Source organism: Streptomyces sp. NBC_00400 (genome assembly GCF_036048035.1).
In the GTDB taxonomy this organism is placed as follows: Bacteria; Actinomycetota; Actinomycetes; order Streptomycetales; family Streptomycetaceae; genus Streptomyces.
In genome coordinates, this window is the sequence record NZ_CP107940.1 from 3,430,803 (window position 1) to 3,451,066 (window position 20,264).

Below are 20,264 nucleotides of genomic sequence, written 5' to 3' on the forward strand. Positions count from 1 at the left end.
CAGCGCCGCCCCGGAACCCCGTCCGGAAGTCACCGGCGCGCACCCGGCGTACCCGCGTGCCACTCTGCCACCGCCCCCCGTAACTGCCCCGGAGGAGAACACCATGAGCCGTAGCGACGTCCTCGTAGACGCCGACTGGGCCGAGGCCCACCTGGAGGACCCGAAGGTCGTCCTCGTCGAGGTTGACGAGGACACCTCGGCCTACGACAAGAACCACATCAAGAACGCCGTCCGGATCGACTGGAAGCAGGACCTCCAGGACCCGGTCCGCCGCGACTTCGTCGACCAGGAGGGCTTCGAGAAGCTGCTCTCCGCCAAGGGCATCGCCAACGACGACACCGTGGTCCTCTACGGCGGCAACAACAACTGGTTCGCCTCCTACGCCTACTGGTACTTCAAGCTCTACGGCCACAGCAGCGTCAAGCTGCTCGACGGCGGCCGCAAGAAGTGGGAGCTGGACTCCCGCGACCTGGTCGACGGCTCCGAGGTTCCCCAGCGCCCGGCCACCGAGTACAAGGCCAAGGCCCAGAACACCGCCATCCGTGCCTTCCGGGACGACGTCGTCGCCGCGATCGACAACCTCAACCTGGTCGACGTGCGCTCCCCCGACGAGTTCAGCGGCAAGCTGCTCGCCCCGGCGCACCTCCCGCAGGAGCAGTCGCAGCGCCCCGGCCACGTGCCCAGCGCCCGCAACATCCCGTGGTCGAAGAACGCCAACGACGACGGCACCTTCAAGTCGGACGACGAGCTCAAGGCCCTCTACGAGGGTGAGTCGGTGGACCTCGCCAAGGACACCATCGCCTACTGCCGCATCGGTGAGCGCTCCGCGCTGACCTGGTTCGTCCTGCACGAGCTGCTGGGCCAGAGCAACGTCAAGAACTACGACGGCTCCTGGACCGAGTACGGCTCGCTGGTCGGCGTGCCGATCGAGCTCGGCGCAGCCAAGTAAGCAAGCAAGCTTCTCCCTCACCCCTCAAGGAAGTACCCCTATGTGTGGAGCACAGGCAGGCGGCCCGGACGCCTCGACCATCAAGCCCGGTGAGACCACGATCCAGGGCAGCGTGACCCGCGACGGCGAGCCCGTCACCGGTTACGTCCGCCTCCTGGACAGCACCGGTGAGTTCACGGCCGAGGTTCCCACCTCCGCGACCGGACAGTTCCGCTTCTACGCGGCCGAGGGCACCTGGACGCTGCGTGCGCTCGTCCCGGGCGGCACCGCCGACCGCACCGTCGTCGCCCAGCAGGGCGGCCTGGCGGAGGTCGCCATCGCTGTCTGACGGCGGCGGGAGTGGCCGCGCTCCGCAGCAGGGGCCCTCGCCACGATCCGTACGGCCAAAGGGCCGCACCCCAGAGGTTTGGACGCCTTTGACTGGGGGTGCGGCCCTTTGCGCCGTCCGGGCGCGCACGGCGTTTCCCCCGCCGACTTCTGTCCTGCCCCGCGCGGACTTACCGTGGATTTATGGACGCGCACCACCGGTCGCCCGTACAGCGCCGCCATCGCAGGTACTTCGTCCTGATGGGCGTGTGCCTGGTGCTGTTCGTGCTGGCCTGGGGCGTGGTGCGGCTGTGGTCGGTGCCGGCCGCGGTGGGCATGTGTGTGGTCGCCATGGTCATTCCGCCGGTCGCGGCGATCATCGGCAACCGCCGGGAGCCCGGTGAGCGCTGGTGGGACGAGTCCGGCGACCCGGAATCCGACCGCTGGTGGCGCGAGCTGGACGACCGGGGCGACGACAAGCACAAGCAGTAGCCGCCCCGGGCGCCGCGGGCCTCAGTACACCAGCGCCTGGACGTCGTCCGGCATGATCTCGCTGACGAACAGCTGGGAACCGGCGATCCCGGCCCCCTCGATCAGGTCCTTCTGCTCGATGTCCCGCCGGGCCGCGCACTGGGTGCAGACGGTGATCGCGCCGCCACCGGCGCGGATCCCGTCGATCAGCTCCGGCAGGGGGGCCGCATGCGGCAGCTCGAAGTCCGCCGCCCGCCCCGGGAGCGCGAACCACACGGACTCCCCGGTCAGCCACAGCGACACCTCGACACCGCTGGCCACCGCCACCGCCGCCACCGTGAACGCCTGCGAACACCGCTCGGGCGCATCCGCACCCGCCGTCACCTTGATCACGAGCTTCTTCGCCATGAGGCAAGAGTAGGGGCGGTGGACCTCACAGCGCCGTTGTCACCGCCGCCGACTAGACTCTCAGGCGGTCCGTTACACCCTCACTCCGTTCAGGGAGCGCGCTCGTGCTTGAGGCATTCTTCACCACCCTGCTGGTTCTGGTCGCCATCGGCGTGATCGCGTTCGCCGGTCTGACCTGGAAGAAGCTGTACCAGGGCCAGCGCTGAGCCTTCGCTCCCCCAGCCACCGGCGGGTGGCAGCCCCACCCACCAGCCTCCACGGAGCGCCGTGCGCGCCCCTGTCGGTTCCCCTCCACATAGATCGCCTGAGCTCTCATGATCGAGATCCCGTCCGACCTGAACCCGGCCCTGGTGCCGCTCGCCTTCCTCCTCGGCAACTGGGAGGGCGCCGGCGTCGCCGAATTCCCGGGCACCGAGAAGTGCAACTTCGGGCAGGAGGTCAGCTTCACCCACGACGGCCGTGACTTCCTGGAGTACACCTCGCACAGCTGGGTGCTCGACGCCGAGGGCAAGAAGGTGCGCCCGCTGGAGAGCGAGAGCGGCTACTGGCGCATCGACGCGGACCGCAAGGTCGAGATCGTGATGTGCCGCGACCAGGGCGTGGTGGAGGTCTGGTACGGCGAGCTGGCCGACCAGAAGCCGCAGATCGACCTGGCCACCGACGCCATCGCCCGCACCGCCGCCTCCGGCCCGTACAGCGGTGGCAAGCGGCTCTACGGCTACGTCAACAGCGACCTGATGTGGGTCGGCGAGAAGTCCACCCCGGACGTCCCGCTGCGGCCGTACATGTCGGCGCACCTGAAGAAGGTCGCCGACCTCAAGGAGTGGGCGGAAAGCCTGCCCGAGGACACGCCGGACGGTGTCTCCTTCTTCCGGCCTGACGGCACGCCCTACAACCCGTAAGCACGACGGGAGAGCCCCGCTCTCCCTGCCAGCGCCCCGCGGGGGAAGCCGGTCGAAGTCCGGCGCTGACCCGCAACGGTAGGCGGAAGGCATCCTTCCGCAAGCCCGATTGCCCGTGGTGCGCGCAGCTTCCCGCACAACTCGCCGTGGACTGCGAGGGGACGCCACCGGACCGGCGCGGCCCGGGGCCGGCCCTTGGTACGTACGGACGCGGCCCGACCCCGAGGCGGCCGACCGACCGTGGCGACCCCCACCGCACACCCGACGACGGACCCGGCCGGCGCACCGCCGCCGCCCCGGCGGCTGCCCGTACCGCCCCTGCTCGCCGTCCTCACCGCCGTCCTGCTCGGCTCCCTGCTGTGCGGGACCGGCCTCGGCGCCGCCGGTCTGAGCTGGTCCGAGGCGCTGCGCTATCTGGGTGCCGGGCTGACCGGCGGGACGATCTCGGCGGACGAGGTCTCCGGCTACACCATCGTGTGGGAGCTGCGCTTCCCCCGGGCCGTCCTGGCGGCCGTGGTCGGCGCCGGGCTCTCCGCCATCGGGGTCGCCGTACAGGCCCTGGTCCGCAACGCGCTCGCCGACCCGTTCGTCCTCGGGATCTCCTCCGGCGCCGCCGTCGGTGCCAACGCCGTCCTGCTCTTCGGGGCGCTCGGCGGCCTGGGCGTCTGGGCGCTGTCGGCGTCGGCGTTCGCCTCCGCGCTGCTCGCCATGGTCCTGGTCTACGCGGCCGCCCGCACCGCCCACGGCCTCACCCCGCTGCGCCTGGTGCTGACCGGCACCGCGATGTACTACGGCTTCTCCGCCGTCACCACCCTCATGGTCTTCACCGCCGACCGCGGTGAGGCGGCCCGCTCGGCGATGATGTGGCTGCTCGGGAGCCTGAGCGGGGCCGGCTGGAACTCGGTGCCGATCGCCGCCGCCGCGGTGGCCGCGGCCCTGGCCCATCTGCTGCTCTCCGCCGGCCGGCTGAACGCCCTGGCGATGGGCGACGAGACCGCCGCCGCCCTGGGCGTGGACGCGCACCGGCTGCGCCGTGAGCTGTTCGTCGTCGCGGCCGCCGTCACCGGTGCGGTGGTCGCGGTCAGTGGCGCGATCGGCTTCGTCGGGCTGATGGTGCCGCATGTGACCCGGATGCTGGTCGGCGCCGACCACCGCCGGGTGCTGGCCGTCGCACCGCTGCTCGGCGCGGTGCTGCTGGTGTGGGTGGATCTGCTCTCGCGGGTGCTGCTGGCGCCCGTCGAGCTGCCGGTCGGGGTGCTCACCGCCGTCATCGGCGTGCCCTGCTTCGTGCTGCTGATGCGGCGGCGCGGCTACACCTTCGGAGGCGGCGCCTGATGCGGATCGAGCTCACGGACCTGTCCGTGGAGGTGGCCGGGCGGCGGCTGGTCCACGACATCACGCTCCGGGCCGGCAGCGGCCGGATGGTCGGCCTGGTCGGCCCCAACGGCAGTGGAAAATCAACCCTGTTGCGCTGTGTCTACCGCGCGCTGCGGCCGGCCGCCGGCACGGTGCGGCTGGACGGCGCCGACCTGCACGCCATGGACGCGCGCGAGGGCGCCCGGCTGCTGGCCGCGCTGCCCCAGGAGTCCGGTACGGAGTTCGACTTCACGGTGGCCGAGGTCGTGGCGATGGGGCGGCTGCCGCATCAGCGCGGCGCGGGCCGGGCGAGCGCCGAGGACACCGCGCGGTGCGCGCGGGCGCTGGCCCGGGTCGGCGCGGACCACCTGGCCGGGCGCGGCTTCCTCAGCCTGTCCGGCGGCGAGAAACAGCGGGTGCTGATCGCCCGGGCGCTGGCCCAGGACCCGCAGGTGCTGGTCCTCGACGAGCCGACCAACCACCTGGACATCGCCCAGCAGTTGGAGGTGCTGGCGCTGGTACGGGCCGGGGGCACCGCCCGGCCGGAGTCCGGGGGAAGGCTGACGGTGCTGACCGCGCTGCACGACCTCAACCTGGCCGCCCTGCACTGCGACGAGCTGTACGTCCTCGACGGCGGCCGGATCGTCGCCTCGGGCCCGCCCCACGACGTGCTCACCCCCGAACTGCTCGCCGGGGTCTTCGGTGTCCGCGCCCACCGCGTACGGCACCCCGAATCGGGCGCCGTCCAGCTGCTGTTCGACCGTCTCGCCGGCCCCGCCACCGCCCCCGCGCCTGCCCCTGCCCCTGCCGCCGACTCCTGAGGACCCCCGCCATGCGCCGCCCCACCGCCCCGCTCACCGTCCTCGCCCTCGCGCTCGCCCTGACCGGCTGCGGCGCAAAGATCTCCGGCGACGGCAGCAACGACGCACACGACACATCCGGCCGGCACCCCGCCGGAGCCGCCGGCCACTACCCCGTCACCGTCGAGAACTGCGGCACCCGCACGACCTACGACAAGGCGCCCCGCCGGGTGGTCACCAACGACGTCGGCATCACCGAGATCATGTTCGCGCTGGGCCTGGAGGACCGGATGGCCGGCTATGCCATGCCGGACGACAAGGGCGATCTCGACGGCCTGCCCTGGAAGGCCGCGTACGACAAGGTCCCCCGGCTCTCGAAGAAGCCGCTCACCAAGGAGATGGTCCTCGACGCCCGTGCCGATCTGGTCTTCGCCGGCTGGAACTACGGCTTCGGCGAGGACACCGGCCTGACCCCCGCCGCCCTCGGCAAGCTCGGCATCGGCAGCTATGTCCTGACCGAGTCCTGCCACCACGGCACGGACGGCACGGCCCGCGGCGTGATGCCGCCCCTGAAGGCGCTCTACACCGACCTGACGACGCTCGGGAAGGTCTTCGGCGTCGAGGACCGCGCCGCCGCCCTGGTGAAGAAGTACAAGAAGCAGGTGGCCGACGCCGCGGACCGCGCCCCCGCGTCCGGCGAACGCCCCACCGTCTTCCTCTACGACGACGGCCGCGACAAGCCGTTGACCTCGGGCAAGTACGCCGGACCGCACGACATCATCACCAAAGCGGGCGGCGAGAACATCATGAAGGACCTCAAGGACTCCTGGACGACCGTCGGCTGGGAGACCGTCGTCGCCCGCAGCCCCGACGTCATCGTGATCAACAACTACGGCGACACCTCCGCCGCGCAGAAGAAGGCGTTCCTGGAGTCCTACGCCCCGCTCGCCGACGTCCCGGCGGTCAAGCACCACCGGATTTACGTCATGGATTACGCCGAACTCGTCGAAAGCCCCCGCAACCCCGCCGCGGTCAGCGACCTGGCCCGCTACCTGCGCGGCGTACGGACGGGCGGCTGACGCGGTGTACGGCGGGGCGGCCGACGTGGCGTACGGGAGGCGGCCGGACGCGACAGCCCACGGCCGCCCGCCGTCCGTCCTCCTACACTGGTTGTGTGGTGACCACCGACTGGCAGAGCGACCTCCGCAGGCGCGGATACCGCCTGACCCCACAGCGTCAGCTCGTACTGGAGGCTGTGGACAGGCTGGAGCACGCCACCCCTGACGACATCCTCACCGAGGTGCGCAAGACCGCGGGCGGGGTGAACATCTCCACGGTCTACCGGACCCTGGAACTCCTCGAAGAGCTGGGCCTGGTCAGCCATGCCCACCTCGGACACGGCGCCCCCACCTACCACCTCGCCGACCGCCACCACCACATCCACCTGGTCTGCCGGGACTGCTCGGACGTCATCGAGGCGGATCTGTCGGTGGCCGAGCCATTCACGGCCCAGCTGCGCGGCCAGTTCGGCTTCGAGACGGACATGAAGCACTTCGCGATCTTCGGACGCTGTGCGGCCTGCCGTGAGAAGGCCGCCGAGGGCGACGGCTGAGACTGTCGCGGGCGGGTCGTAGGCTGGCCCCATGCTGCGACCATCACCCGCCAGCCCCCTGCTGTCGCTGCCCGGCGCCGTCCCCGCCGAGGCGCCGGACGAAGGCGTCGCCGCGCACTACGGAGACCTCTTCCGTGAGCAGCGCGCCCTCGCCGACGGCTCCGGCTTCGTGGACCTCTCCCACCGCGGCGTGGTCACCGTCTCCGGCGCCGAACGGCTGAGCTGGCTGCATCTGCTGCTCACCCAGCACGTCAGCGACCTCGCGCCCGGCCATGCCACCGAGGCGCTGATCCTCTCCGCGCACGGCCACATCGAGCATGCGGTGTACCTCGTCGACGACGGCGAGACGACCTGGATGCACACCGAACCCGGCAACCAAGAGGCGCTGATCGCCTACCTGGAGAGCATGAAGTTCTTCTACCGGGTCGAGGTCGCCGACCGCACGGACGAGATCGCCGTCGTCCACCTGCCGGCCGGCTCCATCGCCGAGGCGCCCGGCAGCGCCGCCGTCCGCGAGACCGCGCACGGCCGCGATCTGTTCCTGCCCCGTACCGAGCTGGAGCCGTTCGCCGCTGATCACGGTCCTGCGGCCGGCGTCCTGGCGCTGGAGGCGCTGCGCGTCGAGGCCCACCGCCCCCGGCTCGGCCTGGAGACCGACCACCGCACCATCCCGCACGAGCTGGGCTGGATCGGCACCGCCGTACACCTCCAGAAGGGCTGCTACCGCGGCCAGGAGACCGTCGCCCGGGTCCACAACCTGGGGAAGCCGCCGCGCCGGCTGGTCTTCTTGCACCTGGACGGCAGCGAGGTCCATCTGCCGCCGCACGGTGCCCCCGTCCGTCTCGCCTCGGACGGCGAGGAGGGCCGGCAGCTCGGCTTCGTCACCACCTCGGCCCGCCATCACGAGCTCGGCCCGATCGCGCTCGCGCTGGTCAAGCGGAATGTGCCGCTGGACGCGCAGCTGACGGCGGGGGGCACGGCGGCGGCGCAGGAGACCGTGGTCGAGCCGTAGGACGCCCCGCCCGGCGCGGTCAGCCCGCGCCGGGCTCCTCCGGGAGGCTGCCTACACCTCCACCAGCACCGTGAACGGCCCGTCGTTCGTCAGCGACACCTTCATGTCCGCGCCGAAGCGGCCGGTCTCCACCTGGGCGCCCAGCGCCCGCAGCTGCGCCACGACCTCGTCGACCAGCGGCTCGGCGACCGGCCCCGGGGCCGCGGCGTTCCAGGTGGGGCGGCGCCCCTTGCGGGCGTCACCGTAGAGAGTGAACTGGCTGATCACCAACAGCGGCGCGGCGGTGTCCGAGCAGGACTTCTCGCCCTGCAGAATCCGCACCGACCACAGCTTGCGGGCCAGCTGCGCCGCCTTCTCGGGGGTGTCCTCGTGCGTGACCCCCACCAGCACGCACAGCCCCTCACCGACGATCTCCCCGACCGTCTCGCCCGCCACCTCGACGCGTGCGCCGTCAACCCTTTGCACCACAGCTCGCATACCCGCCATCATGCCGGGCGGCCCACCGCCTTCGGACAGCCGTGCCCCTCCGGGGGCCGTTCGGGTGCCATGGCCCTGCAGAAGGACCGCCCAGAGTGGCACGATGCGTGCACGTGGTGCGTTTCATGGACAACATGCCCAGGAAGCGGCACCGGACGAGGGGACGGAACGACCCATGAGCACTCTCGGCGCCGGACAGACACCCGGTCCCGTACCAACCGCCCGTACGACACCGACCGGCCGGACGACCTCCACCGCCCCCACGCCGGACACCGCACGTCCGCCCGGCACCCCACCACCCCCCACCGCCCTGACGACGACCACGGCAGCGGCTCGCGTCGAGCCCCCCGGCACCGAGGACGGTCCCATGCTCCAGGCAGGCCAGGCGCAGCACCCCCGCCCCCCGCAGCAGCGCGACCGCTGCCGTCCGGCCACGGCGCCCGAGCTGTCCGGCCTGGGGCTGCCCGAGCTGCGGGTGGTGCGGCGCGACTCACAGCAGGAAGAGGCCGATCTCAGCTATCTGCGACGGCTGTTGCAGGGCCGGATCGACATTCTGCGCGCCGAGATCGCCCGCCGGTCCGCGCAGCACTCCCCGCTGCTCGACCGGCTGCCGGAGATCCTGACGGACCTGCCGTCCCGGCACCGCTCCTCGGCACGGCACGTGACGGTCGGCACGCCGCACAGCGAGGAGAACCGCAGGCTCGCCGAGGAAATCCTCGGTGAGGTGGAGCTGTCCGACCTCACCGCGCGCACCGACCAGGAACTGCAGGACGCCATGGGCCGGCTGATCCGCTACGAACAGCAGGTGTCGCGTCGCCGTCAGTCACTGCAGCGCACGGCCGACGATTGCAGCGCCGAAATTGCCCGCAGGTACCGTGAAGGCGAAGCGCAAGTAGACGACCTGCTGTCCTGACCGGGCCACAAGCCTTCGGGGGCGACGGGTCACTCCCCGGAAGGCCGCCGATGACCTCGCCCACTCCGATATCCGCACCGACCCCGGAAGCCGGCGCAGCAGCCGGTGCAGCAGCCGGCACCTCTTCGCCGGTGTCCCCCGTGCTCGCCGAGGTCGTCCGCTCCGGCTTCGTCGAGGGCCGGCACCGCGGGTCCCTGGTGGTGCTCGCGGCGGACGGCAGCGTGGAATGGTCGCTGGGCGAGGTGACCGCTCCCGTCTTCCCCCGCTCCACGAACAAGCCGATGCAGGCCGCGGCGGTGCTGCGGGCGGGGCTGGATCTGTCCGGCGAGCGGCTGGCGCTGGCCGCCGCGAGCCATTCCGGCGAGCCCTTCCACCTGGACCTCGTGCGGACCATGCTGGCCGAGCACGGGCTGACCGCCGAGCAGCTGCAGACGCCGGCGGACCTGCCGCTGGACCCGGAGGAGGCGGAGGCGTACCTCGCCGCCGGACGGGTCCGCGACCGCCTCACGATGAACTGCTCGGGCAAGCACACCGCGATGCTGGCCGCCTGTGCGCGCAACGGCTGGCCGCTGGGCTCGTACCTCGACCAGGCGCACCCGCTGCAGCAGCTGGTGGCCGCGGGGGTACGTGACGCGAGCGGCGAGGACGTCGCGCACATCGGCACGGACGGCTGCGGCGCACCGCTGCTCTCGCTCTCGCTGACCGGGCTGGCCCGCGCCTTCCGGTACTTCGTCATGGCCGGGCCCGGCAGTCCGGAGCGACGGGTCGCGGACGCGATGCGCGCCCACCCGGAGTACGTTGCGGGCACTCGGCGGCCGGACACCTGGCTGATGCAAGCCCTGCCGGGCACGCTGGCCAAGATGGGGGCCGAGGCGGTTCAGGCTCTGGCCCTCCCTGACGGCCGCGCCCTCGCCTTCAAGATCGACGACGGGGCGGGGCGCACTCTGGGCCCGGTTCTCGCCCGGACCCTGCGCCTCATGGGGGTCGACGCCGCGGTGCTGTCCCGGCTGGAGGATGCGCCGCTCTTGGGCGGAGCGGTACGGGTGGGGGAGATACGGGCTGCGTTTTGAGGGGTGGGTCTTTGCGGGGCTCGTGGTTGCCGCTGGGCCCCCGCCGCCATCCCGCCCTCGCGCCCGCTGCCCCCACGGCGCCGGCCTGCATAAGGTGGCGATGACACAGTGCAGGCACGCACCACCCACCACAGCAGGAGGCCGGCGACCATGAGCGACGCGAATTCCGAGCCGCAGGGGCCCGAGGCGATCGAGCACGCGCACGACCCCGAGGTGCTGCAGCTCGCGGCGAAGGTGTTCGACCTGGCACGGCACGGCGACACCGACACCGTCGCCGCATACGTGGACGCGGGTGTCCCCGCCAACCTGACGAACGACAAGGGCGACTCGCTGGTGATGCTGGCGGCGTACCACGGTCACCCCGCCACCGTGGAGGCCCTGTTGCAGCGCGGCGCCGACGCCGACCGCCCCAACGACCGTGGCCAGACCCCGCTCGCCGGCGCGGTCTTCAAGGCCGAGGACGAGGTCATCAAGGTCCTGACGGCACACGGTGCGGACCCGTCGGCGGGCACCCCCTCGGCCATCGAGACGGCGCGGATGTTCGAGAAGCCGGAGCTGCTGAAGCTGTTCGGGGCGGAGTGAGACAAGGGCTGCTCGCCCGTGGGCAAGGCCCAGGCATGACCTGCGCGCTTGACCTCAAGCTCACTTGAGGTCCTAGCGTCGGTGGTCGGCGGCGCTCCCGCCGCTCAGGTGTCACGCCACGAAGGGCCCCGCATGTCCGAGCACCCCTACCGCCTAGCAGTGATCATCGCCAGCACCCGGGAGGGCCGGTTCGCCCCCGTCATCGCGAACTGGTTCTCCCGGCACGCCGAAACCCACGCGCATATCGACCTGGACGTCATCGACCTCGACACCGTCCGCCCGTACGAACTCCGCCACGGCAGCGAGGAGTTCGAGTCGTTCGCCAAGCGCGTCGACGAGGCCGACGCATTCGTCGTGATCACCCCGGAGTACAACCACTCGTTCCCGGCCCCGCTCAAGCACGCCATCGACCTGCTGCACCGCCAGTGGCAGGCCAAGCCGGTCGGCTTCGTCTCGTACGGCGGGATCTCCGGCGGTCTGCGCGCCGTCGAGCAACTGCGGTTGGTTTTCGCCGAGTTGCACGCCACCACGGTCCGCGAATCGGTGAGCTTCGCGCTCTCCGGCAACCTCTTCGACGAGACGGGCAGCCTGCACGACCCGGCCCCCGCCGCACAGGCCGCCGACACCCTGCTCAACCAGCTGACCTGGTGGGCGGTGACCCTCCGCGAGGCCCGCGCGACCCGCCCGTACGGCGGCTGAGGCCCGCAGCCACCGAGCCGCTGCCGGACTACCGCCGCACCGCCGTCGCGAGATGCACGTTCATCGCGCACGGAATGCTGCCGTCCGGCAGCGCTGCCACCGCCGACTCCGCCTCGAAGCGGGCCCGTAGATCCGCGGTGACCGCGGCGTCGAGCGGTCCGAGGTCGTAGAAGGAGCCGACGGTGCGCCAGATCCGTTCGGGCGGCCCGGACAGGTCGATCCGTACGGTCTCCCACTCCACGCGGCCGAATCCGGCCGCCCCGAACACCTCGCCGAAGCCCTCGTGGCTGCGCAGCCGCCGGTCCCCCAGCGGCGGGGTCCGCCGCTCCGGCGGCGCCGCCTTGAACAGCGGCTTCGCCAGCCGCACAAACCTCTCGTACGCCTCACCGCCGGCCGGCCCGCCGCCCACGACGACGGCCAGCGTCCCGCCCGGCTCCAGCACCCGCGCCAGCTCCGCCGCAACCTGCTCCGCCTCGCTCATCAGCATCAGCGCCATATGGGAGACGCATCCGTCGAAGTGCGAGGCGCGAAAGGGCAGTTGCTGCGCCCTGCCGACGCGGAGGTCCGCCCGCTCGACGCCGGGGCGGCGGCGGGCCAGCGCCAATTCCTCGGCGGACAGGTCGATCCCGGCGAGCCGGCGACGGGCGCCCGCCTCTCCGGCGGCAAGGAGTTCCAGCAACAGCCCGTCGCCACAGCCGAGATCCAGCACCCGGCCGCACGCCGCCACCCGGTCCCGCAGGATGTCGTAACTGGAACGGCCGTCCCCGGCCCGCCCGTGAGCCATCGCCCGCGCGGTCACCGCGGGATGCGCGGCATGAAAGGCACGCAGAAAGTCTTCCCGGTCCATCGCCATGACGCCGACCCTAGAAGCCCAGCCGGCTCCGTGACCTGCCAGACCTGCCAGACCTGGCAGATCCGTCACACCTGTCACACCTGTCAGCCCGCGGACGGCCGCTCCTGCAGCGCCCATCCGTTGCCGTCCGGGTCGCTGAAGTAGACGAACGAATTCCACGCACCGCCGGGGCCGTCGACCATCGCCCCGTCCTCCACATGCTGCACGGGACCGGCCGCCACGCCCCGTTCGACCAGTTGCGCACGGGCCGCGGCGATATCGGAGACCACCAGCTGGAGCCCCCGCACGGAACCGGGCTCTCCCTCCATGACCCCGTCGCCCGCGCCGATCACGATCGAGCAGCCCGACCCCGGCGGTGTCAGCTGCACGATGCGCACCTCGTCGCCGACGCACATGTCGTGATCGACGGCAAAGCCCATCTGCTCGCCGTAGAAGTGCTTGGCCCGCTCCACATCGGCAACCGGAACCGGCACCAGTTCGAGCTTCCAGTCCATGGCGCGCCGCCCTTCCGTACGGCCAACGGCCCGGAACGGCGACCGTCGGCACCGGCCCCCTCACGCTGCAAAAAGTCTAAAGCCGCCTCATGAGGCAGTGCTCGCGGCGGGGCTACTCGGGCAGCGGGCGGTCGTCGACGACGTGCTTCATGACGAGGGTGGAGGTCAGGCGCTGGACGCCCGGCAGTCTGGCCAGGCGCTGGTCGTAGAGCTGCTGGAAGGCGGCCAGGTCGGTGGTGGCGATGCGCAGGAGGTAGTCGGGCTCGCCGAACAGGCGCTGGGCCTGGAGCACGTGCGGGACGGCGGCCACTGCCTCCTCGAAAGCGGTGACGGTGTCGCGGTCCTCCCAGCGCAGCGTGGCGAAGACGAGGGCTTCGAAGTCGAGGCCGACGGCGGCCGGGTCCACGACGGCGCGGTAGCCGCGGATCGCGCCTGCTCGTTCGAGGTCGCGCAGGCGGCGGTGGCAGGGCGACACGCTCAGCTGCACGCGGGCGGCGAGCTCGGTGACCGTGAGACGGCCGTCCAACTGCAGCTCGGTAAGAATCTTCCGATCCAAGGCGTCCATGGAGAAGATTCTCCCTCAACAAGCGCGATCATGAGGTAAATGCGGAAACATTTTCGGGCAGATCGGACCTAACCTTCCCCTCGTAGCGCAGAACGCGGAACGCGAGAGAAGGACCGGTCCATGGACACGACGACGCTGGCGGCTTTCCTGGCGGTGGATCTCCTGCTGGTGTTCACCCCTGGCGCGGACTGGGCCTATGCGATCGGGGCGGGACTGCGGGACCGGTCGGTCGTTCCGGCGGTCGCGGGACTGATAGCCGGGTACGCGGGATACACACTGCTCGCCGTCGCGGGTCTGGTGGTGATCGTGGCGAGCTCGACGACCCTGCTCACCGCGCTGACCGTCGCGGGGGCGGGCTACCTGGTGTGGCTCGGCTGCAGCGTGCTGAGGCAGCCGGCCACGCTGACGGCCTCCGGTGCGGCCATGGGCTCCTCCCGCTTGCAGATCATGCTCAAGGGGGCCGGGACCAGCGGCCTCAACCCGAAGGCGCTGCTGCTGTACTTCTCGCTGTTCCCGCAGTTCATCGACCCGGCGACGGGCTGGCCCGTCGCCGCGCAGACGGGGTTGCTCGGCACGCTCCACATGACCGCATGCGCCGTCGTCTACCTCGGCGTCGCCGTGCTCGCCCGGACCGTGTTGAAGACCCGGCCGTCGGCAGCCCGGGCGGTCACTCGATGCTCCGGTGCCATGATGATCGTCATCGGCGGGCTCCTGCTGGTGGAAAGCCTGGCAGGCTGACGGACCCGCTCGTTGCGAACGGCGCAGACGCCCATCTGCCTGATCAGCCCCGCTGTGACGCTCTGACGACGGCTGCGTCCGGGCCGGTTTACCGGTTGACGAAGGTCATGCTGGCCTCGTCGTACCGCGTACCGGCGATCCGGGCGGCCGGCGCCGCGGCGTCGATCGCGGCGAGTTCTTCGGCGGTCAGCTCGACGGCGAGCGCCCCGAGGTTTTCCTCCAGGTACTTCTCCCGGCGGGTTCCGGGGATCGGCACGACGTCATCCCCACGGTGCTGCACCCAGGCCAGCGCGAGCTGTCCGGCGCTGACGCCCTTCTGTGCGGCGAGCGCGTCCAACTGCTCGACGATGGCCAGGTTCTGTTCCAGGTTGCCGTCGGCGAAGCGCGGCTGGCTGCGGCGCAGGTCGGACTCCGGCAGGCCCTCGACCGAGGTGTAGCGGCCGGTCAGGAAGCCGCGTCCGAGCGGCGAGAACGGCACCAGACCGATACCGAGTTCACGGCACACCGGGGCGATCTCCTGCTCCAGATCGCGGGTCCACAGCGACCACTCGCTCTGCAGCGCGGCGATCGGATGCACCGCATGCGCCCGCCGCAGGGTCGCCGCGCTCGCCTCGGACAGCCCGAGGTGCCGCACCTTGCCCGCCGCGACGAGTTCGGCCATCGCACCGACGGTCTCCTCGATCGGTACGTCGGGGTCGACGCGGTGCTGGTAGTAGAGGTCGATGTGATCGACCCCGAGCCGGCGCAGCGATGCGTCGCAGGCCTCCCGTACATAGGCGGCATCGCCGCGGATCGCGGTCGGCTCACCGAGCCGGTTGGCGAACCCGAACTTCGTCGCCAGCACCGCCTCGTCCCGCCGGCCGGCGATGGCCCGGCCTATCAGCTCCTCGTTGTGCCCCGCTCCGTAGAAGTCGGAGGTGTCCAGGAGGCTGACACCGAGGTCGAGCGCCCGGTTGATGGTCGCGATCGACTGCGTGTCGTCCGACGCCCCGTACCCATGACTCATCCCCATGCAGCCGAGCCCCTGCGCGGAAACCACCAGCTCGCCGAGGCGACGCGACGGGATGTTCATCGTGGTCATGTTGCAGCTACCTCCTGGACGTACGGCGGACGGATCCGGGGCTCTGAGTCTCTGCCTCTGACTCTCTGACTCTGAGTCTCGGATTCTGAGTCTCTGCCTCTGATCCTGTCCTGATTGCTGAACTCCGGGCCCGGGTGGCGGGCTTGTACCGGAGTCACGTCCCGGACGGTATGAGTTGGAGCGCACTTCAAGTCAACACGGCATCGCTCTGGCGCTGCCTGAGCTGACGAGCCCCCGTGCTCCGAGAAGCCCGTCTGTTCCGGCGGGGCCGTCCTCCCTGAGCCATCGGCCGCCGTCAGCCGCCGTCCGTCGTCAGCCGCTGTCGCCCGCTATCGCCCGCAGGGCCTGACAGTGCGCCGCGAAAGCGGTGCGGCCGGCGGGCGTCAGGGCGAGCCAGGTGCGTGGGCGCTTGCCGACATACCCCTTTTTGACGGCGACATAGCCGGCCTTCTCCAGGGTGGCCACCTGCCGCGACAGGACCGAATCGCTCACCTCGACGGCGTCGCGGACAAAGGCGAACTCGGCCTTCTCGGCAGCCGCGAGGGTCGCCACGATGGAGAAGCGGACCGGCGCGTGTATCACGTCGTCGAGCGCGTGTCGCGGATGTGCCCCGTGATGCGGGTCGGTCACCGGCGGGCCTCCAAGTAAGCGCCTATCAGCCCGGGAAGGGCAACCACCACTGCGCCGGGAACCCACCACGCCAGGGCCCCCGGGAACCACATGGTGCCAGGGAACAGCACCGCGCCGTAGAGCAGCCCCCAGGACGCGATCATGATGCCGTGCCTCCCTCCGAACCCGCGCCGGGCCACGCGCTGCCGGGCCGCATAGACCGACAACCCGGTGATCGTGGCGCACCACGAGCCGATGCCGATCGCCATGCCGTAAGGCCAGCTCAGCAGTCCGATGCAGAGCACCAGGACCGCGGAAGCGCAGCCGTAGATCAGTTGGTATCCGACGTACCACCTCGTGCCGTCCCGCACCGTCGAGCTCAGTTTCTGCGCACGGTCCAGTGCGGCCGCTGCTTCCTGCGAGGCGTACTCCGCCATATCGTCCCCCCGACAACTGGTACTGCTCCGAATCTCTGCATTCAGCGTGACAAGTACTTTCCGATATGACAAGTACTTTCCAGCCATTCGCTGCCGACGCGAAGTCCCCTCCGCCCGGGAGCAGTTGCCCGGCTGCTCCGACGCTCCGTTGCTCTGCTGCTCCGCCTCGGCGCTCCCTCGCCCTGCCGCGCTGCCCACCTGTGCGCCGCGATCCAGGTCAGGTAATGTGGCGCCCTCAGAAGTGGACCGACCCAGGAGGTGAGACCGATTCCCCGCCAGACCAGGCAGGCGCTCCCGGCTCACGTCCCTGTGGTCCCCTCGATGCAGGTGACCGCCCGACACACGTGAACCCGGGAAGCGCCGTCGGCGCCCCGAAAGGCTCACATGTCGTCGTTTCAGATGTCGTCCCATCCGTCACCTCTTTCCTCTCCCTCCTCCCCCTCTTCCTCCTCTCCCTCCCCGGCTCCCGTTTGCACGCCGCTCTCCCGTTCCGCCGTCGTCGCCACGCTGCGCGCCGCCGGCTGTGTCTTCGCCGAGGACGAGGCGGAACTGCTCCTGTCCACCGCGCATACCGCGGACGAGCTCGCCGCCATGGTGGAGCGGCGCGCCTTCGGCCTGCCGCTGGAACACGTCGTCGGCTGGGCTGAGTTCCACGGGCGACGGATCGCCGTCGATCCCGGGGTCTTCGTACCGCGCCGCCGCACCGAGTTCCTGGTGGACCAGGCCATCGGCCTCGGTCTGCGGACCGCCGACCGCACCGGGCGGCCCACGGTCGTCGTCGATCTGTGCTGCGGATCGGGCGCGGTGGGCGCGGTGCTGGCCGCAGCCCTTCACCGGGTCGAGCTGTACGCCGCCGATATCGAGCCCGCCGCGGTGCGCTGCGCCCGCCGCAACATCACCGACGCCGGGGGCCGGGTCTACGAGGGCGACCTCTTCGATGCGCTCCCCGCGGGCCTCCGGGGCCGTATCGACATCCTGGTGGCCAACGTTCCCTACGTACCGACCGAGGAGGTCGGGCTGTTGCCGCCCGAGGCCCGCGAGTTCGAGCCGCTGGTGGCGCTCGACGGCGGCGCGGACGGGCTCGACGTCCTGCGACGGGTGACCGCGGCGGCCCCGCTGTGGCTGGCGCCGGGGGGCCATCTGCTGGTCGAGACAAGCGAACACCAGGCACCGCAGGCCGTCGAGGCCTTCACCCGCAACGGGCTGCTCCCCCGGGTGGCCGAGTCCGACGAGCTCTACGCCACGGTCGTCATAGGGGCCCGCGCGCGTCCAGCGCACCCGGAACCGCGTACTGACCGTCGCTCGTGAACTACTGCCCCAGGTAGGACCGACCGGGCTGACGTACGCGCTGCCGGCCGAGCACGCCGACGTCACCCGCCAGACCCTCTACCACCACTGGCCCAACCGGGCCGCGCTGCTCTTCGGCCTGATCCTGGAAACACCGAGCACACCCTGCTCTACGGGCCGGTGCTCGCCCGGCTCTTCCTCGACCGCGGCCAGGCAACCGCCGAGTTCATCGACGTCGTCGTCACCCAGTGGCTCCGCAGTCCCTGCAGTCCCTCAATCCCCCTAATCCACGGCGGCGGGTTCCGGCAAGGCACCCGGACGCGTGCGCGTGCCGGGGACAGCCGACCGTCGCTCCTCATGCCGCCCCAGCGCCGCGAGGGTCAGTGTCACGGTGACCGATCCGGCCGCCAGCATCGTCATCGCCGTGGCCGGGGAGGTCAGTTGGGCCAGCGTGCCCGCCAGGGCCGCGCCGACGCCCTGCAGGGTGGACATACCGACGAAGTGCAGGCCGAGGGCCTGGCCCGCGAGGTGGTCGGGCGTCAGGGACATCAGGCGTTCCTGCAGGACCAGGCTCGCGGCGAAGCCGACGGCGGCGACGGCAGCGGCCACGGCCGACAGCGCCACTCCCGGCCGCAGGACGAAGAACAGGTACGGCGCCGCCAGCAGCAGGCGCAGCGGGACCGCGAGGCGGGGGCGCCACGCGGGCGGCACCAGGCGGCCCACCGTCACATCGCCCACGAACATGCCCAGCGCCCCGCACGCGAACAGCGTCCCGGCCGCTCCGGGGGCGTAGGAGACGAAGAGCGAATCGCAGCCGACCACCAGGCCGTTGGGGATCCACAGGCCCAGGTACGTCAGGCGGCGGGGGCGCGAGGACCACAGGAGGGCGTTGGTGCGCCAGGTCGCCGAGACGGACGGGCGGCCGGAGAAGCGTGGCGGGCGGGCCGTGAGGCCGAGGCGGGTGCCGAGGGCCGACAGCACGTACAGCGCCGCCGCCAGGAGCAGGCACGTCCTCGGCGTCAGGAGCGCCAGCAGCGCGCCGCCCGTCGCGAAACCGGCCACCTGCATCAGGCCCCAGAGCATGTTGAACACGGAACGGCCCAGGACATAGCCGTCCTTCGGCAGGATGTCGTTGAGCAGTCCCGCGCGCACGCCCCCGCCCAGGGAGGCGATCAGGCCCTGCGCCAGTACGACGGCGAAGACCGCCCCGACCGGCAGGCCGGGCAGCGCGAGCACCGCCGTACCGGCCGCGAAGGCGAGGGCGAGGCCGGTGAGTGCCGCGCGCGGAGGCAGGCGGTCGGCCCCCGAGAGCAGGAACGCGGCTCCCAGCACCTGCGCCAGCTGTGGGCCGAACATGCTCACCGCCGACAGGAGCGGGGAGCCGGTGGCCCGGAAGACCAGCGTGCCGAGGGCCAGGCCGCCGATCGTCTGGGCCGCGCCGTGGGCGGCGAAGGAGAGCAGGAACGGGGTGAACTCCGGGGTGCGGAACAGGGTGCGGTAGCTGCGCATGCGTCGGAGTCTCGAAGCGGCCCGGAGGCTGTGGTTAATGTTTCGCCGACACGCCCACCCGGGCGAGGAGGCATGGCTGCGCGCACACCTGCCCGGATACCGCGCGCGCCTCGCGGCCGACCCGGTGACCGCGCTGCTGGTACGGGCGGCCCTCGGCACGTCCTGGATCGCCGACTTCATCTGCCCCACCTCGTGCGCCGGGGAGAGTTTCGAGGCGAGCGTGGCCCGGGTGCGGGCGGCCGGGGCCGAGGTGGCGCACGCCGACCTCCGGGTGTCCCTCCGGGGCCCGCTCCCCGCCGCCCTGGAGCGGGACGACCTGCCAGAACGGGCGACCGCGCTCTTGACGTACGTCTGGGAGGAGACCGTACGGCCGTACTGGGAGCGTCGGCGGCGCGTCCTGGAGGCCGACATGGTCGCGCGGACCACACGGGTGAGCCAGGGCGGCTGGGCGGCCGTGCTGGACGAGCTGCGGCCGGGGACGCGGTGGCTCGGGGAGAGCCGGTTCCAGGTCAACCTGCACGCGTATCCGCCGCGGGAGATCGCCGCGGGGGCCGAGCTGCTGTTCATGCCGGTGACGCCGAAGACCGGGTGGGTGTCGTGGGAGGGCAGGGAGCGGTACGCCGTCGTCTACCCATGCCTCGGGGTGCTCGCCGAGGACCACGACCACCGGCCCGTCCCGGCCGGCCTCGGGGCGCTCATCGGGCCCGCCCGGGCCCGCTTGCTGGTCCTGCTCGGGACTCCCCTGAGCACGACCCAGCTGGTCGCCGTCACCGGACAGGGACTGGGGTCGGTGGGGCGGCATCTGCGGGTGCTGCTGGACGCGGGGCTGGTGGGGCGGCGGAGAGCCGGGCGGTCGGTGCTGTACGAGCGGACGACGGCCGGGGAAGTGCTCGTGGAGGCGTCGGGGGCCGGGACGGGCCACCAGGAGCAGGAACCGGGGAGCCGTCCGGAACCGGCGAGTCACCGGCCAGGTGCGTCGTCCGGCCGTCGAAAGGGCACACGCTGAGAGGCGCCTGAACGGCGGCCGGTGGCCGGTGGCCGGTGGCCGGTGGCACCTCTCGTGCCCGGTCCCCTCGGCCACACCCACCCGCACCACTCCTGCTAGCACTCCGCTTGCAATAGTTAGCACTTCCG

Annotated in this window: 26 protein-coding genes; 17 read left to right on the forward strand and 9 right to left on the reverse strand. The window is 71.6% G+C overall.

Annotation, left to right across the window (positions count from 1 at the left end; all coding sequences use genetic code 11):
* Positions 1 to 103 precede the first annotated feature (103 nt).
* From OHS81_RS15025 to OHS81_RS15035, 3 genes are all read left to right on the forward strand, one after another.
* Positions 104 to 949, forward strand: a complete 846-nt coding sequence (locus OHS81_RS15025; protein ID WP_328385280.1) for a sulfurtransferase — start codon at positions 104 to 106, stop codon at positions 947 to 949.
* Positions 950 to 989: 40 nt separating this feature from the next.
* Positions 990 to 1,277, forward strand: coding sequence for a DUF1416 domain-containing protein (locus OHS81_RS15030; protein WP_030085405.1), 288 nt, complete (start codon positions 990 to 992; stop codon positions 1,275 to 1,277).
* Between the two features lie 182 nt (positions 1,278 to 1,459).
* Complete coding sequence (locus OHS81_RS15035; protein ID WP_328385281.1) at positions 1,460 to 1,747, forward strand: DUF3099 domain-containing protein; 288 nt, start codon at positions 1,460 to 1,462, stop codon at positions 1,745 to 1,747.
* A 21-nt stretch (positions 1,748 to 1,768) separates the two neighbouring features.
* Here OHS81_RS15035 and OHS81_RS15040 read toward each other — a convergent pair whose 3' ends face one another.
* Positions 1,769 to 2,134, reverse strand: coding sequence for a DsrE family protein (locus OHS81_RS15040; RefSeq protein WP_030085401.1), 366 nt, complete (start codon positions 2,132 to 2,134; stop codon positions 1,769 to 1,771).
* Between the two features lie 314 nt (positions 2,135 to 2,448).
* Here OHS81_RS15040 and OHS81_RS15045 point away from each other — a divergent pair, with 314 nt between their 5' ends.
* The 6 genes from OHS81_RS15045 to ygfZ all read left to right on the forward strand — a co-directional run bounded on the left by OHS81_RS15045 (position 2,449) and on the right by ygfZ (position 7,816).
* Positions 2,449 to 3,036 (forward strand): FABP family protein, encoded by a 588-nt coding sequence (locus OHS81_RS15045; RefSeq protein ID WP_328385282.1) that lies wholly within the window; start codon positions 2,449 to 2,451, stop codon positions 3,034 to 3,036.
* 240 nt (positions 3,037 to 3,276) lie between these two features.
* A complete protein-coding gene (locus OHS81_RS15050) occupies positions 3,277 to 4,371 on the forward strand; it encodes a FecCD family ABC transporter permease (RefSeq protein WP_328385283.1) in 1,095 nt (364 codons plus the stop codon).
* On the forward strand, positions 4,371 to 5,213 hold the full coding sequence (locus tag OHS81_RS15055; protein WP_328385284.1) for an ABC transporter ATP-binding protein: 843 nt from the start codon (positions 4,371 to 4,373) through the stop codon (positions 5,211 to 5,213). The genes OHS81_RS15050 and OHS81_RS15055 overlap by 1 nt, the downstream gene beginning before the upstream one ends.
* A gap of 11 nt (positions 5,214 to 5,224) precedes the next feature.
* A complete protein-coding gene (locus OHS81_RS15060) occupies positions 5,225 to 6,271 on the forward strand; it encodes an ABC transporter substrate-binding protein (RefSeq protein ID WP_328385285.1) in 1,047 nt (348 codons plus the stop codon).
* Between the two features lie 95 nt (positions 6,272 to 6,366).
* On the forward strand, positions 6,367 to 6,804 hold the full coding sequence (locus OHS81_RS15065; protein WP_088799277.1) for a Fur family transcriptional regulator: 438 nt from the start codon (positions 6,367 to 6,369) through the stop codon (positions 6,802 to 6,804).
* 31 nt (positions 6,805 to 6,835) lie between these two features.
* The gene (ygfZ, locus tag OHS81_RS15070; protein ID WP_328385286.1) at positions 6,836 to 7,816 is read left to right on the forward strand and encodes a CAF17-like 4Fe-4S cluster assembly/insertion protein YgfZ; all 981 of its coding nucleotides are present in this window, start codon (positions 6,836 to 6,838) and stop codon (positions 7,814 to 7,816) included.
* Between the two features lie 51 nt (positions 7,817 to 7,867).
* Here ygfZ and dtd read toward each other — a convergent pair whose 3' ends face one another.
* Positions 7,868 to 8,293 (reverse strand): D-aminoacyl-tRNA deacylase, encoded by a 426-nt coding sequence (dtd, locus tag OHS81_RS15075; protein WP_088799275.1) that lies wholly within the window; start codon positions 8,291 to 8,293, stop codon positions 7,868 to 7,870.
* 175 nt (positions 8,294 to 8,468) lie between these two features.
* Here dtd and OHS81_RS15080 point away from each other — a divergent pair, with 175 nt between their 5' ends.
* From OHS81_RS15080 to OHS81_RS15095, 4 genes are all read left to right on the forward strand, one after another.
* A complete protein-coding gene (locus tag OHS81_RS15080; RefSeq protein WP_328385287.1) occupies positions 8,469 to 9,206 on the forward strand; it encodes an RsiG family protein in 738 nt (245 codons plus the stop codon).
* A 50-nt stretch (positions 9,207 to 9,256) separates the two neighbouring features.
* Entirely contained in the window at positions 9,257 to 10,276 is a 1,020-nt protein-coding gene (locus tag OHS81_RS15085; RefSeq protein WP_328385288.1) for an asparaginase, read from the forward strand.
* 150 nt (positions 10,277 to 10,426) lie between these two features.
* Positions 10,427 to 10,858 carry an ankyrin repeat domain-containing protein gene (locus tag OHS81_RS15090; RefSeq protein WP_328385289.1) on the forward strand — a complete coding sequence of 144 codons (432 nt, stop codon included), beginning with the start codon at positions 10,427 to 10,429 and terminating at the stop codon, positions 10,856 to 10,858.
* Between the two features lie 132 nt (positions 10,859 to 10,990).
* Positions 10,991 to 11,557 carry an NADPH-dependent FMN reductase gene (locus tag OHS81_RS15095; RefSeq protein ID WP_328385290.1) on the forward strand — a complete coding sequence of 189 codons (567 nt, stop codon included), beginning with the start codon at positions 10,991 to 10,993 and terminating at the stop codon, positions 11,555 to 11,557.
* A 28-nt stretch (positions 11,558 to 11,585) separates the two neighbouring features.
* Here OHS81_RS15095 and OHS81_RS15100 read toward each other — a convergent pair whose 3' ends face one another.
* The 3 genes from OHS81_RS15100 to OHS81_RS15110 all read right to left on the reverse strand — a co-directional run bounded on the left by OHS81_RS15100 (position 11,586) and on the right by OHS81_RS15110 (position 13,469).
* Positions 11,586 to 12,410 carry a class I SAM-dependent methyltransferase gene (locus OHS81_RS15100; protein ID WP_328385291.1) on the reverse strand — a complete coding sequence of 275 codons (825 nt, stop codon included), beginning with the start codon at positions 12,408 to 12,410 and terminating at the stop codon, positions 11,586 to 11,588.
* A gap of 83 nt (positions 12,411 to 12,493) precedes the next feature.
* Positions 12,494 to 12,904 carry a VOC family protein gene (locus tag OHS81_RS15105; RefSeq protein ID WP_328385292.1) on the reverse strand — a complete coding sequence of 137 codons (411 nt, stop codon included), beginning with the start codon at positions 12,902 to 12,904 and terminating at the stop codon, positions 12,494 to 12,496.
* 112 nt (positions 12,905 to 13,016) lie between these two features.
* Positions 13,017 to 13,469: an Lrp/AsnC family transcriptional regulator gene (locus tag OHS81_RS15110; RefSeq protein ID WP_328385293.1), complete on the reverse strand. Its 453-nt coding sequence runs from the start codon at positions 13,467 to 13,469 to the stop codon at positions 13,017 to 13,019.
* Positions 13,470 to 13,589: 120 nt separating this feature from the next.
* Here OHS81_RS15110 and OHS81_RS15115 point away from each other — a divergent pair, with 120 nt between their 5' ends.
* Positions 13,590 to 14,207: a LysE family translocator gene (locus OHS81_RS15115; RefSeq protein ID WP_328385294.1), complete on the forward strand. Its 618-nt coding sequence runs from the start codon at positions 13,590 to 13,592 to the stop codon at positions 14,205 to 14,207.
* Between the two features lie 88 nt (positions 14,208 to 14,295).
* Here OHS81_RS15115 and OHS81_RS15120 read toward each other — a convergent pair whose 3' ends face one another.
* The 3 genes from OHS81_RS15120 to OHS81_RS15130 all read right to left on the reverse strand — a co-directional run bounded on the left by OHS81_RS15120 (position 14,296) and on the right by OHS81_RS15130 (position 16,334).
* The gene (locus OHS81_RS15120; RefSeq protein ID WP_328385295.1) at positions 14,296 to 15,288 is read right to left on the reverse strand and encodes an aldo/keto reductase; all 993 of its coding nucleotides are present in this window, start codon (positions 15,286 to 15,288) and stop codon (positions 14,296 to 14,298) included.
* A gap of 312 nt (positions 15,289 to 15,600) precedes the next feature.
* Positions 15,601 to 15,918: a winged helix-turn-helix domain-containing protein gene (locus OHS81_RS15125; protein WP_328385296.1), complete on the reverse strand. Its 318-nt coding sequence runs from the start codon at positions 15,916 to 15,918 to the stop codon at positions 15,601 to 15,603.
* A complete protein-coding gene (locus tag OHS81_RS15130) occupies positions 15,915 to 16,334 on the reverse strand; it encodes a hypothetical protein (protein WP_328385297.1) in 420 nt (139 codons plus the stop codon). Before OHS81_RS15130 ends, OHS81_RS15125 begins: the two co-directional genes overlap by 4 nt.
* Before the next feature lie 384 nt (positions 16,335 to 16,718).
* Between OHS81_RS15130 and OHS81_RS15135 the strand changes: the two genes are divergently transcribed.
* Together OHS81_RS15135 and OHS81_RS15140 are read left to right on the forward strand one after the other, a co-directional pair.
* A complete protein-coding gene (locus tag OHS81_RS15135; protein WP_328385298.1) occupies positions 16,719 to 17,642 on the forward strand; it encodes a putative protein N(5)-glutamine methyltransferase in 924 nt (307 codons plus the stop codon).
* Positions 17,643 to 17,682: 40 nt separating this feature from the next.
* Positions 17,683 to 17,907, forward strand: a complete 225-nt coding sequence (locus OHS81_RS15140; protein WP_328391177.1) for a TetR/AcrR family transcriptional regulator — start codon at positions 17,683 to 17,685, stop codon at positions 17,905 to 17,907.
* Here OHS81_RS15140 and OHS81_RS15145 read toward each other — a convergent pair.
* Positions 17,904 to 19,130, reverse strand: coding sequence for an MFS transporter (locus OHS81_RS15145; RefSeq protein ID WP_328385299.1), 1,227 nt, complete (start codon positions 19,128 to 19,130; stop codon positions 17,904 to 17,906). The genes OHS81_RS15140 and OHS81_RS15145 overlap by 4 nt on opposite strands.
* Positions 19,131 to 19,167: 37 nt before the next feature.
* Here OHS81_RS15145 and OHS81_RS15150 point away from each other — a divergent pair, with 37 nt between their 5' ends.
* Positions 19,168 to 20,136 (forward strand): ArsR/SmtB family transcription factor, encoded by a 969-nt coding sequence (locus OHS81_RS15150; protein ID WP_328385300.1) that lies wholly within the window; start codon positions 19,168 to 19,170, stop codon positions 20,134 to 20,136.
* Positions 20,137 to 20,264 lie beyond the last annotated feature (128 nt).